Origin of the sequence: Bradyrhizobium macuxiense, assembly GCF_001542415.1 — a bacterium.
In the GTDB taxonomy this organism is placed as follows: domain Bacteria; phylum Pseudomonadota; class Alphaproteobacteria; order Rhizobiales; family Xanthobacteraceae; genus Bradyrhizobium; species Bradyrhizobium macuxiense.
Window position 1 is genome coordinate 18,301 of sequence record NZ_LNCU01000095.1, and the last position, 10,678, is coordinate 28,978.

Sequence of the window (10,678 nt, forward strand, 5' to 3'; positions counted from 1 at the left end):
GCGGCTGATGGAAAGGGTCATACAGATTTAATGTCCGGGATGGGTCTTCTTCATCGCCGCAAGCTGCTCGGGCGTGGCGCTGCCCTGATATTTGGCCTTCCACTCCTCGTAGGGCATGCCGTAGACGGCCTCGCGGCTCTCGTCCTTGCTGACGGCAATCCCCTTGGCGTCGGCCTCTTCCTTCATCCAGTTGGACAGGCAGTTGCGGCAGAAGCCGGCCAGGTTCATCAGGTCGATGTTCTGAACATCGGTTCGTTCGCGCAGATGGTCAACAAGGCGCCGGAAGACGGCGGCCTCGAGCTCTGTTCTGGTTTTGTCGTCAATGTTCATCGCCGTCATCCCGTGATCTCATCGTCACCATATTGATATCAGGTGGGAATTGTCTCATTTGCCACAAGCGGCATATTAACCCCTTGCTCCGCCAACATTTCTTTCGCGCTCCGGGTTTTGGGGAATAGATCGACCCCCAAAATGACCGAAAGGCGGGCCATCGGCGTAACCTCATAGGCATGCCGGCGCGGGGTAGGCTGTACCAGAAACCGATCAAACAGGCTCCGGAAGGCGCTCCGATACCGGGCGGCTTTGGTCGGGTCGGCGCCAATCCGCGCAGCATCGCTCAGGGCGGCATGCATGACCTCGACATTTGAGGCCAGCTTGTCGATGGCCGCCGGATGCAGGGTAATGACGTTGCTCTCGGCCGCCGTCGCCTCAAGCCTCGCCTCCAACGCCGCCCGCTCCGCTTCCAGCTTGTTGAGCCGCTCCATCATCGCCTTGACGGGCTCGTCGCTGTCGCCGATTGCGGTCACGTAGCGGTCAATCTGTACCGTCAGCTTGTTAAGCTGTTTTTGGGCCCCGGCCCGGTCCGTCGAAATCTCCCGCTGTCGCTCGGCCCATCGCGCGTGATAGGCCCGGGTGTATTCGATCAAGGCCTTCGGGTTTGCGAGGTTGGCCTTCATGCCGTCCAGCACCGCCGCCTCCAAGCCAGAAAGGTAGTAGCTTTTGCGGTGCGTGCATGTGCCCTTCTGGATCGCGGCGGCGCAAGCCACCCGGCCGCCGCCCTTGGCCGTAACCTGATAGACCCGCATGTTGCCGCCGCAAACTCCGCAGCAGAGCAAGCCGGACAAGAGATGGTCCTTATATTGGCCGCGCCGCACGCCTGCCCGTCGATCATGTCCAAACTTGGTCGCGCGCTGATCGCAAAGCGCATGCACGCGCTGCCATAGCTCCTGATCGATAATCCGCAGATGCGGGACGCTCGTGACGATTTGATCGTCCGGATTTGCCTTCCGCTGCGTCCGCTTTCCAGTTTCCGGATTGCGGATGGTTCGGTTCGAATTCCAAACGATCTCGCCAACGTAGAGACGGTTTCCGAGCATCCCCCGCCGCCCCTTCGTCCCGCTAACTAGAGTTTGATGGTTCCAATACTGGCCGCCGCTCGGTGATGGGATGCCCTCGCGGGTCAGATCGGCCGCGATCTGGCGCGCGGGTTTGCCATCCACATACTCCTGAAAGATGCGTCGCACGATCGCGGCTTGCGCTTCGTCAATCTCGCGCTCTCCCGGTTTGCCGGGAATGCACCGATAACCATAGGTGAGCGCACCGGGGAATTTTCCTTCGCGGGCGCGCCCACTGTGATGGCGGCGAACGTTGTCGGCCAGATTTTTGAGAAACATCGAATTGACGATGCCGCCGATGCTGGCGTGGATGTCAGTGACCGCTCCGTTCTGGTCAAAGATCGTGATGTCATTGAAGCGAAGCCGCTTGAAGATCGCGGCGGTATCTTCCGGATCGCGTGACAAGCGCGAAAGGCTTTCGGTGAGCACGGCATCAAAGGCGCGCTTCTTTGCGGCGGTCATCAGCGCCAGCAGGCCGTCGCGCTCAAACATGCTCGCGCCTGACTTGGCGCGATCACTGAACACCTCGACGATCCTGTATCCTTCTCGCCGCGCGATTTGCTCGCAAAGCGTCACCTGATCATCGATCGAGCGGTCTCGCTGCAAATCGGAGCTAAACCTTGCGTAGATAACCGCCGTCTTTTGCTTTCCCATCTTCTTGGCCGCCAGTTCGGTTGTGCAATCGATCCCAATCTTCGTCCGCTGCCATCCTTCCTAGCTCTGCCGCCAATTCGAGCCATTGCTTCTCGTGGCTCGGATGATCGGGATTGCGCGGATCGGAGGGGTCGAGCGGCCGGATTTTGTCCGGCCGCCTCTCCCCTTCGGATTTTCGGGAAGATGGGCGGCGGCGACGCATACGAAACTCGGTCGGACCTGCGGGAAATCACCAAAAAAGGCAACAATTCCCGCATCTTGCGACAAAACCGACGCTTTTTAGGTCGGGTTTCGGCCCCCTCGGGGCCTGTTCGCTCCGATTTGCGCCGCTGATTTGCCCCGGGGCGCCCGGGGGCTATCGGCGGCGCATCAGGCGCGATCTATCCGCCGACCTCGGCCTCGATCCGCCGCGCCTCGGTCGGGTGCGTCGTCTGAAACCATTCGATCATCATCTCGCCGCTCGGCGGCTCGCCCTTGCCCTTCCACGCATAAGCCCCTTCGCCGCGCTTCGACCAGCGCGGATCAGCTTCGCATGCGGCGCGCCAAAGCGCCTCGCCGATGCGAACCTCAGGCGAATTGATGTGCGCGAGAAACGCGATCGCCAATTGATCGCCGCGCTTAGCCTTGATCTCGGCCGCCTGCCGCACCGTGGTGCCTTTCGGCATACCATCGAGCAGTTCGCCCATCCCTTCCAAGGCGGCGGCTTCGCGCTGCAACCGGCGCGCTGTTTCGTCCGCGTCGCTCGCGGCGATCTTAAATGCTGCTTCGATCTGATCGAGACCGGCATCCGGAAATTGCTCGCCGAGGCGGGCAAACATCTGCTCGATGGTAAGGCCCTGCATCTGGCCGAGCGCGGCAACGATATCGACGGTCTTTGTCATGATGGCTTCCCGATGTTTCCGGGGCGTCCGGCACCACGACGATCGCAGCGGCGACGTCCCTAGCGTCTTCGGGCCGGCTCATTCTCCTTGATCGCGCCGTGCTTCTCCATCGCGCTTAGGATCACGCGCACCTTGGCGACCTTCGCGCGTAGCGCGCCCATGTTTCCATCGGCGTCCGCCTTTGTCATTTCGCGCAGCGTAGCCAACAAGTCGTCGGTAAGCTCGGCGGTGATCGTCCGCGCCTCTTGCCGCAAAAGAAGGGTCTCCATGTCCCTAACCAGTACCCCAAGCTGGGTCTGCGCTTCGAGATACGGAATGCGGCTCAAATCGTAGACAATGATCCGGCTCTGCGGCCGGCCTTCCTCTCTCGCCTGCCGCTCGATCCGCTCGGACACATCCGGCGGCAAAATCACCTTGAACTCGCGCCCGCGTTTGTACGCCGGGATAGCCTTCTGCTTTTTTGATCGGGGCGCCATCGGGCTTGAAGCTTCCTGAAATTGGACGATATGAAGCGAGACGATACTAAGCACCTAGGATAACGTTGTCGATACCCCACTTCTAGGGTACATACAAATTCGTCTAGGATTGATTGTTTGAGGAGGTCCCCATGCAGGGCGCAGCGATCAGCCGCATGATCCGCAAAAAGTTTTTCTACACTGTGGAGGCCGCCGGCGAGCCGCTCGGCCTCTCCCGCGCGCAGTCGTACCGCGCCGTGGCACTCAGGCAGATACCAGTCGAGCGGCATGGCCGGTTTCTGCTGGTGCCGAAGCGGAAGTGGGATGCCGAGGTCAAGCGCCTGTTGCGCGGGCCGAGCCCGACGAAGCGGCGCCGACCGCGCAAGGCTGCGCCGGGCGCCGAAGCCAGCGCATAACGCATAGACGCGCCCAAGGGCGACGCTCAACAACAGTAGGCCTCAGCAAGAGGCCGAAACGTTTCAGGCACCGGCGGCGGCGTTGGTCCTGAAACGAGAAACGCCACCCTCGGTGAAAGGGTGGCGTTCAAAATCCGACCCGGCGAGGTCGGCAGCAGTCATCGCGTTGCCGATATAGCGCCGGGTCCTTGCAAACGCAAGCGAGGTCGCCGCCATGTCGCACACCAGCACCGCCGCCGACTTCAACAAGACGCGCGCCGCGTTCATGGAGCATGTCAGTGCGCGCGACATCCCGGCACAGGCACTCAAACTCGCCTACCTGATCGCGTTCAAGTACATGAACCGGGAAAGCCGGGACGCGCGTCCGTCGCAAGACAGGTTGGCCGACGATCTCGCCGTCACGGTGCGCACCGTCCAGCGGCTTCTCGACATCCTGCGGCCACTCGGCCTGATCGTCATTCCGGGCCACGGCCCGAACCAAGCGAGCACCTATCGGCTGGAGGAAAAGGCGACACCCATGTCGCCTATTGAGGCTGAAAACACGACACCCATGTCGCCTATTGAGGAGGGAAAAGGCGACATCCCGTGCAGCAATAGGCGACATTTGGTGCGCGAAAAGGCGACATTTGGTGCAGGAAAAGGCGACACCCATGTCGCCCCAACCAATAAGAAGAACCAAGAAGAAGAACCAAGGAAGAAGAACCAAGGAAGTATCTCTATCCGCGCGCAAGCGCGCGAGAGTGATCACCGCAATGGCGCTCACGTTAGTGATCGCTCAGGACGGAACCTGCGGAAACACCATCGCGCAAACGGTCGCCAGCACGACGCGGATGCCTTCGACGAATTCTATCGCGCCTATCCGAAACACAAGGCGAAAGGCGAGGCGGAGAAAGCCTACGCGCGGATCATCGGCAACGGCGAGGCAACGGCGGGCGAACTGCTTGCCGGCGCACAGCGATATGCCGACGAACGCAGCGGCCAGGAACCCAAATTCACCAAGCACCCAGCCACATGGCTGAATAAGAAATGCTGGCTCGACGAGCCAGCGGTGCGTTCCCAAACACAGACCGAGCGGCTCATGCAGCAGTGCGGCCTGCTCGGCGGCTCCGAGGAGGATGCAAATGAATGAGATCATTAAGCCCGACGCGCGTGGCACGCGCAATCGCGGCGCGGTCAGCGTCGAGTTGATCACCATGGTGCAAAGCGCGCGGCAGAAATCGTATTGGGTGAGTTCGCGCCTGCAAAACTGTCTGATGGAACGCACCGATCGGCTTCGGGAAAGCGAGTTGCGGTCGGCGATCGCCGAGGGCGAAGCCATGCTCGCGAACGAAGAGTACCAGCGACTGCTCGCCGGCCTGAAACCGGCCTGCGCCGCTGCGACATCAGCCGAGATCAAGCAGCAACTCGGCATGTTGTTGCTCGCCTTTCCCGGCAGGGACGACCTGTCGGCCTTTGTCGAGATCGCGGTGGCCGAGATCGCGACTGAGCCCGTGTCACGTCTGCGGCTGGTTACCGCGTTCCGCAACCTACGTCGCTTCGCTCGCTTCCGGCCAAGCATTTCCGAAATTCTTGAGGCGCTGGTTGATGTCGATCTCGGTCACGTCAACTCGCTGCTGAAACTCCCGGATCGAGTGAAGGCGGTGCGCATGCGGCTTGCAAACGGCGACTTTGTGCAACCCGCCACCGCGCGAATTACCTATTCCGGCGACGAAGCTCCTGACGGGCTGTAGCGCCATGACGGTCCGGATTGATCTCAGCGCACTCTCGGCGGACGATCTCTGCCAACTCGCCGGCGCCCTTCGGGTCGCGCCCGGCCAAAGAAGCTTGGCAACGCGGGCGGCGCTTCGTCAGAGCGACGACGCAATCCGCGAGTTGGCCGCGTTCTATCCCGGCACCCGCAATGCGCAGGCCAGGGCAATACACGCGGACTTGCAACGCTATGCCGGATCGACGTGGGCGCGGACGCGCGGCGACGTTGAATGCAGGCACGGCGATCGTCGACGAGTGTTGATCTGGCGGATTTTGCAATTTCGAGGTGGGCGCGCGCCATGCGTGCGGCTGATCAATGGCATTCTCTCCCGCTAACGTTAGCGGGACTTGCCGGTCGATTTCCGATCTCGGCGGTCGATGATCTTCGCCGCCGCCGCGCCGCTGGTGGATGGCGGTGGCGAATTATTGCCACCGTCCAGTTCGTCGGCACTGGTATCGCTTTGTTTTTTCGCTGCCGATGGCAAGTCTTTGCCACCGACATCATTGTTGACGGTCTGGTGGCTCGCGCCCAGCAACTTCGCAACCTGCCGGTTGGATGCCTCCGGTTGAAGCTCCTTGATCCGGGTCGCGATCCGCTTGCGGCTCTCGGCCACCATGCGGAAGCTGTCGAGTTTGATGCTGTCGAGGAACGTATTGACGTTATCGAACCCGCCGCCGACCGCCTTCCAGCGGTCGGCTTCAAGCAGCCATTCGAGAGGATTTGCCGCTGATCCTGTTCGAGGTCGTCACTCGATCTTTGCAATAAGCTCCGCGTATTCGTTGCAAACGGTCTGCGCGATTATCGCCGTCGGTTAATCGAGCGCGAGGACGCCCATGGCAAATCAGTTTCAGCACACCGGTTTCGGCGGCAGGCCGTCACCGTTCAAGAACGAGAGCGTGCCGGCGTCACCCACCGGCAACGTTGTCGCCAGTCCCATGCCCGGGATGATGGTGATCGGCGATCCGCTGGGCGGCGTCCTGCCGCCGGCTGCGCACGAGCGGGTCGAGGGCATGAAGCTCCGGCTCGAAGAACTGACGCTGCTGTATCGCAACGCCTTCGCGGAGGAGCAAGCCGTGCGCCTCGAAGTCCTCAAGATCGAGGCTCGTATCGCGGAATTGCAAAGGCCGCGCGGCCAGGGCGGTGCCGATCTCGACAGCAACGATTTTCGGGTCGTCAGCGAGCGAGCGCGGCTGGACCGGGCGCGCGGCGATCTCAACCGGCTGCTTGCCGCGCAAGAGCCGCGAAATGCGGAAAGCCAGCGTATCGGCGAACTGCTCCGCAACATCGATGCGGCGATTGCCGCCCGTCCTACCGGGACAGTCGGTAGGATGGTCGAGGTTGAGCCGCCGCCGGTCAAGGGCGGAGATGTCCTCGGCGCGATCGAAGCGCGCCGCCGCCGGTTGCGCGAACTGCAAGCCGACTTGCAGCGGACACGATGCGCGCCATATCCGAGCGTAGATCGCAAACGGGCGATGATCGAACAAGTTGAGACGCTGGCCGAGCGAGGCCGGCCCGACGCGACCAGTTCTATCGAGTACGCCGAGGATGTCCGTTGGCCGCTGGCAACGCACCGCGTCGATGTTCACAACAGCGCCGGTGCGGTCGGCTTCGCGCAGATGCCCGACACGCTGGCCTTGTTCGCGTGGCTGTTCCGGGACCGGCTGATCGAGCAACTTGATCGCGAGATCGACGAGTGCGCCGACGATGATGCCGCGCTCAACGCCAAGGCGCGCGCTGAGCAGGAGATGAAGGTGCTTGCCGACATCTTGGCCACCGAGCGCGAGGAATGTGCCTTGATCGATCTCGCAAAGAAGCAGGGCTTACCCATTAATCATCGGGCCGATATCAATCCGCTCGCGCTTCTGCAAATCGAATGGGTGCTCGCGCCGCCGCCGATCCCGCGCGAGGACGAAGGTCTGGCCGGCGTTGTCCGCCACGTCGGCCCATGACCTTCACCGATGCGCCGCTGCATGCTGGCATGGTCATGGCGGCGCGGCCCGGCGGGCGGGTGATCCTATGCAGCCCGTCCGCCGGGAGCCGTTTCTCACCAAAGGCACTCGTGAGTCCGCTGTGCGGCGGAATGACGGACCTCAACGGAGGTCTGAGTTGGGCCAAAAGGCGAAGTCTGGCGCTTGGCCCGAACGTGGCGTTGGATTGATGCAATTTGAGCCGTTTGACCAAGACTATTTACAAGATTATTTGCGATCAGGATAGGGAATGGACTGGATCATTGCCCTGGCGGTTTGCGGCTTTTGTTGGTGGCGCGTAGCACGAGCGCGCGAACGAACTGCTGAACTTGCAGCAACAGGAATTTGGCGCTCACCGTTGTACTGGGTGTCGAACGCGCTGGTAGCGATCCTATTGGCTCTAGTGCTGTACATCGCTCGTATTGACACTCAATCGCCGGTCCCAGCTTTCCTTTGGTTGGCGGTTCTTGTGATCATCGTGGCTTTGCTTTTCCTGCGCCGTGCGTTGAAGTGGCGCTACCCTGTATAACCGACGTCTCCAACATCAGAGTTTGTGATTATCGTGTTGGCGATTACAGTGCAGCGTTGATCGGCTGGCAAGTCATTCTCATGGGCACGTACTACACCGACGAGCAGATCCACGAAGCAATCGTGGCCTTGGAGAGCTACTCTCCCGGTATTTGGGAGATTATGAAAAAGATGGCCTTGATCGCCGAGCCTGACACCGACGAACACGCAACAGAACAATTTGCCATTGTGCGTGCACTTACCGTTGTCTTGCCTAAGGTATCGTTCGTTGCGCAATCCCAAGACCCATTCGAAGCCCAAAACCTGCTGCTGATTGACGTGCGCAAGGCCATTCGGGCCGAAATTGATGCCGCCAAAGGCCGCTCATAGTGCACAACGGATCGTCTGGCTCGGGTCACGGGCGGCAATACCCCGACCGATGATGAGACTTCCGCGTGGCCGTCAGAAGCTGACGTCCGCCCCCTAGATCGGGTCCGCGCCACGGCGAACCGCTTACCGGCCCCGTAAAGCTGTTTACCCGCGTTTTCCCGGTCGGCCGCTGTCGGAGATCGGGCCGGTGATTTACGCCGCACCAGTGACCGTTTACGGCCGAAGCCGTTGGAGGTCGGCGCCGGTCAGCGCCAATTCCCCGAGACTGGATACCGTGGCACCACGGGTGCCGCCGTTAGCCGCCACAGTCGCCTGGCGCTCCCGGCTGTATGCCTCTCGCAACAGGCTCAGGAACCGCGCCCGGTCGGCCCGGGAAAGCCCCCGCCATGCTCGCCATGTCTGTTCTAGGCTGCTCATCGGCCTATCCGTATCCCTCCGACGGGAACCGCGGCTGGCGTGCTTGTGAATTTTGGCGAACAAGTCAGAAATCGTCTGTATGGACGTCTATACGGACAGATCGGTCGGCCGGCTTGAGATCGTCGAAACGGGCGGTCGGCGTCGCTTCAGCGACGCGGCGAAGATGCGGATTGTCGCAGAGAGCTACTCAGGACGGCGCTTGGGATCGGCGACAGCCCGCAAGTACGGGATCACGCGCTCGCAGTTGGCGGACTGGCGTAACGCCGCGCGAGCCGGGCATTTCGGCGCGGTCTCGCCCGAGGGGTTCGTGGCGGTGGTGGCGGAAGCGTCGTCGCCAGTGGCAGGGCCGCCGAGATCGAGTGGAGCAGGCCGGATGGAGATTGTGAGCCTGAACGGCCGGCGCGTGATCGTCGACCGCGGCGTCGATGTCTCAGTGTTACTTTGCGTCGTGCGGGGGCTTGAGACGTTGTGACGATAGCGCTCCCGTCAGGTCAAGGCGTGCGCGTATGGCTGGCGACGGGTTATACGGACATGCGATGTGGGTTTCCGTCACTGGCGCTGCGGGTGCAGGAGGTGTTGAAACTCGATCCTTTCGCGGGACATTTGTTCGTCTTCCGGGGTCGCAGCGGTTCGCTGGTGAAGGCGATTTGGCATGACGGCCAGGGGGCATGTCTTTTTACGAAAAGGCTCGAGCGCGGAAAGTTTGTTTGGCCGTCGGCTGCGGCGGGAGTCGTCACGATATCGCCTGCGCAACTCAGCTATCTTCTGTCGGGAATTGACTGGCGCCATCCGCAAGAGACATGGCGCCCGGCGCGGAGTGGATAGCATTTTTGCGATTGAATATTTGGCCTGATGTGATTCGATGGCTTCATGACGTTGAAGCCGAACGATCTTCCCTCCGACCTTGAGAGTGCCCTGGCGGCGCTGCAGGCCGAGCGTGAGGCGCGCCAGAAGGCCGAAGCGAAGGCCGCCAACTGGCAGGCGCAAGCCGCGAATGCGCAGGCGAAACTGTCGGACACCGAGGCGCTGATCGCGCATCTCGAGTTGCGCATCGAGAAGCTGAAACGCGAACTTTATGGGCAGCGCTCCGAACGCACGGCGCGGCTGCTCGAGCAGCTGGAGCTGGAGCTCGAAGAGCTCGTCACCACGGCGAGCGAGGATGAGCTTGCCGCGCAGGCCGCAGCGGCGAAGACGCAGAACGTCCGCTCCTTCACGCGCAAGCGGCCGGTGCGCAAGCCATGGCCGGATGACATCGAACGCGAGCGCATCGTCATTGAGGCTCCAACGAGTTGCGCCTGCTGCGGTGGATCGCGGCTGGCAAAGATCGGTGAGGACGTGACCGGGACGCTGGAGGAGATCCCGCGGCGCTTCAAGCTGATCGAGACGGTGCGGGAGAAATTTACCTGCCGCGATTGCGAGAAGATCAGCCAGCCGCCGGCGCCGTTCCATGCCACGCCGCGTGGCTTCATCGGCCCACAATTGCTGGCGACGATGCTGTTCGACAAGTTCGGCATGCATATCCCGCTCAACCGCCAGAGTGCGCGCTTCAAGTGCGAGGGGATCGACCTGCCGTTGTCGACGCTGGCCGACCAGGTCGGCCACGGGACCTTCGCCGTCATGCCGCTCTTCCACTTGATCGAACGCCATGTGCTCGCTGCCGAGCGCCTTCATGGCGACGACACCACCATCCGTATCCTGGCGAAGGGCAAGTGCACGACCGGGCGAATCTGGACCTATGTGCGGGATGACCGGCCCTTTGCCGGGCCTGCGCCGCCGGCGGCGGTCTATTACGCCTCGAGCGACCGGCGAGGCGAGCATCCCCGGAAGCATCTGGCCGCCTTCGCCGG

At 61.9% G+C, this 10,678-nt stretch carries 16 protein-coding genes; 10 read left to right on the top strand and 6 right to left on the bottom strand.

The genetic code is table 11. The features are described from left to right. Nucleotides 1-27 precede the first annotated feature (27 nt). The 4 genes from AS156_RS28450 to AS156_RS28465 form a co-directional block, all read right to left on the bottom strand. Nucleotides 28-330, bottom strand: a complete 303-nt coding sequence (locus AS156_RS28450) for a DUF1244 domain-containing protein (RefSeq protein ID WP_066511698.1) — start codon at nucleotides 328-330, stop codon at nucleotides 28-30. A 38-nt stretch (nucleotides 331-368) separates the two neighbouring features. After that, a complete protein-coding gene (locus AS156_RS28455) occupies nucleotides 369-2,048 on the bottom strand; it encodes a recombinase family protein (RefSeq protein ID WP_066511663.1) in 1,680 nt (559 codons plus the stop codon). Nucleotides 2,049-2,428: 380 nt separating this feature from the next. After that, nucleotides 2,429-2,929: a hypothetical protein gene (locus tag AS156_RS28460; protein ID WP_066511665.1), complete on the bottom strand. Its 501-nt coding sequence runs from the start codon at nucleotides 2,927-2,929 to the stop codon at nucleotides 2,429-2,431. 59 nt (nucleotides 2,930-2,988) lie between these two features. Next, the gene (locus AS156_RS28465; protein ID WP_066511667.1) at nucleotides 2,989-3,405 is read right to left on the bottom strand and encodes a hypothetical protein; all 417 of its coding nucleotides are present in this window, start codon (nucleotides 3,403-3,405) and stop codon (nucleotides 2,989-2,991) included. A gap of 131 nt (nucleotides 3,406-3,536) precedes the next feature. Between AS156_RS28465 and AS156_RS28470 the strand changes: the two genes are divergently transcribed. Beyond that, nucleotides 3,537-3,800: a hypothetical protein gene (locus tag AS156_RS28470; protein ID WP_066511669.1), complete on the top strand. Its 264-nt coding sequence runs from the start codon at nucleotides 3,537-3,539 to the stop codon at nucleotides 3,798-3,800. 63 nt (nucleotides 3,801-3,863) lie between these two features. Here the strand turns inward: AS156_RS28470 and AS156_RS43060 are convergent, their stop codons facing one another. Beyond that, nucleotides 3,864-4,016 carry a hypothetical protein gene (locus tag AS156_RS43060; RefSeq protein ID WP_160331157.1) on the bottom strand — a complete coding sequence of 51 codons (153 nt, stop codon included), beginning with the start codon at nucleotides 4,014-4,016 and terminating at the stop codon, nucleotides 3,864-3,866. Between AS156_RS43060 and AS156_RS28475 the strand changes: the two genes are divergently transcribed. The 3 genes from AS156_RS28475 to AS156_RS28485 all read left to right on the top strand — a co-directional run bounded on the left by AS156_RS28475 (nucleotide 4,015) and on the right by AS156_RS28485 (nucleotide 5,885). Continuing rightward, nucleotides 4,015-4,929 carry a helix-turn-helix domain-containing protein gene (locus AS156_RS28475; protein ID WP_066511672.1) on the top strand — a complete coding sequence of 305 codons (915 nt, stop codon included), beginning with the start codon at nucleotides 4,015-4,017 and terminating at the stop codon, nucleotides 4,927-4,929. The genes AS156_RS43060 and AS156_RS28475 overlap by 2 nt on opposite strands. Nucleotides 4,930-4,993: 64 nt before the next feature. Next, a complete protein-coding gene (locus tag AS156_RS28480; protein ID WP_136626478.1) occupies nucleotides 4,994-5,530 on the top strand; it encodes a hypothetical protein in 537 nt (178 codons plus the stop codon). A 4-nt stretch (nucleotides 5,531-5,534) separates the two neighbouring features. Continuing rightward, nucleotides 5,535-5,885 carry a hypothetical protein gene (locus AS156_RS28485; RefSeq protein WP_066511677.1) on the top strand — a complete coding sequence of 117 codons (351 nt, stop codon included), beginning with the start codon at nucleotides 5,535-5,537 and terminating at the stop codon, nucleotides 5,883-5,885. A gap of 2 nt (nucleotides 5,886-5,887) precedes the next feature. Here the strand turns inward: AS156_RS28485 and AS156_RS28490 are convergent, their stop codons facing one another. Next, nucleotides 5,888-6,166 carry a hypothetical protein gene (locus tag AS156_RS28490; RefSeq protein WP_066511680.1) on the bottom strand — a complete coding sequence of 93 codons (279 nt, stop codon included), beginning with the start codon at nucleotides 6,164-6,166 and terminating at the stop codon, nucleotides 5,888-5,890. 328 nt (nucleotides 6,167-6,494) lie between these two features. On the opposite strand from AS156_RS28490, the gene AS156_RS28495 reads away from it, so the two are divergent. From AS156_RS28495 to tnpC, 6 genes are all read left to right on the top strand, one after another. Next, complete coding sequence (locus tag AS156_RS28495; protein WP_136626479.1) at nucleotides 6,495-7,499, top strand: hypothetical protein; 1,005 nt, start codon at nucleotides 6,495-6,497, stop codon at nucleotides 7,497-7,499. 268 nt (nucleotides 7,500-7,767) lie between these two features. Continuing rightward, on the top strand, nucleotides 7,768-8,046 hold the full coding sequence (locus AS156_RS28500; RefSeq protein ID WP_066511687.1) for a hypothetical protein: 279 nt from the start codon (nucleotides 7,768-7,770) through the stop codon (nucleotides 8,044-8,046). An 80-nt stretch (nucleotides 8,047-8,126) separates the two neighbouring features. Further along, a complete protein-coding gene (locus AS156_RS28505; protein ID WP_066511700.1) occupies nucleotides 8,127-8,414 on the top strand; it encodes a hypothetical protein in 288 nt (95 codons plus the stop codon). Between the two features lie 496 nt (nucleotides 8,415-8,910). Continuing rightward, nucleotides 8,911-9,303: an IS66-like element accessory protein TnpA gene (tnpA, locus tag AS156_RS28515; protein WP_066501300.1), complete on the top strand. Its 393-nt coding sequence runs from the start codon at nucleotides 8,911-8,913 to the stop codon at nucleotides 9,301-9,303. Nucleotides 9,304-9,329: 26 nt separating this feature from the next. Then, nucleotides 9,330-9,656 (top strand): IS66 family insertion sequence element accessory protein TnpB, encoded by a 327-nt coding sequence (gene tnpB / locus AS156_RS41260; protein ID WP_347336611.1) that lies wholly within the window; start codon nucleotides 9,330-9,332, stop codon nucleotides 9,654-9,656. A 45-nt stretch (nucleotides 9,657-9,701) separates the two neighbouring features. Then, a partial coding sequence (tnpC, locus tag AS156_RS28520; protein WP_136626039.1) for an IS66 family transposase occupies nucleotides 9,702-10,678 on the top strand: 977 nt, incomplete at its 3' end.

Coding starts and splice junctions, on each gene's coding strand:
- AS156_RS28470 (WP_066511669.1), top strand. CDS start 3,537: ATGCAGGGCGCAGCGATCAGCCGCATGATCCGCAAAAAGTTTTTCTAC.
- AS156_RS28505 (WP_066511700.1), top strand. CDS start 8,127: ATGGGCACGTACTACACCGACGAGCAGATCCACGAAGCAATCGTGGCC.
- AS156_RS28475 (WP_066511672.1), top strand. CDS start 4,015: ATGTCGCACACCAGCACCGCCGCCGACTTCAACAAGACGCGCGCCGCG.
- AS156_RS28490 (WP_066511680.1), bottom strand. CDS start 6,166: ATGGTGGCCGAGAGCCGCAAGCGGATCGCGACCCGGATCAAGGAGCTT.
- AS156_RS28480 (WP_136626478.1), top strand. CDS start 4,994: ATGGTGCAAAGCGCGCGGCAGAAATCGTATTGGGTGAGTTCGCGCCTG.
- AS156_RS28450 (WP_066511698.1), bottom strand. CDS start 330: ATGAACATTGACGACAAAACCAGAACAGAGCTCGAGGCCGCCGTCTTC.
- AS156_RS28495 (WP_136626479.1), top strand. CDS start 6,495: ATGATGGTGATCGGCGATCCGCTGGGCGGCGTCCTGCCGCCGGCTGCG.
- tnpA (WP_066501300.1), top strand. CDS start 8,911: ATGGACGTCTATACGGACAGATCGGTCGGCCGGCTTGAGATCGTCGAA.
- AS156_RS28485 (WP_066511677.1), top strand. CDS start 5,535: ATGACGGTCCGGATTGATCTCAGCGCACTCTCGGCGGACGATCTCTGC.
- AS156_RS43060 (WP_160331157.1), bottom strand. CDS start 4,016: ATGGCGGCGACCTCGCTTGCGTTTGCAAGGACCCGGCGCTATATCGGC.
- AS156_RS28500 (WP_066511687.1), top strand. CDS start 7,768: ATGGACTGGATCATTGCCCTGGCGGTTTGCGGCTTTTGTTGGTGGCGC.
- AS156_RS28455 (WP_066511663.1), bottom strand. CDS start 2,048: ATGGGAAAGCAAAAGACGGCGGTTATCTACGCAAGGTTTAGCTCCGAT.
- AS156_RS28460 (WP_066511665.1), bottom strand. CDS start 2,929: ATGACAAAGACCGTCGATATCGTTGCCGCGCTCGGCCAGATGCAGGGC.
- AS156_RS28465 (WP_066511667.1), bottom strand. CDS start 3,405: ATGGCGCCCCGATCAAAAAAGCAGAAGGCTATCCCGGCGTACAAACGC.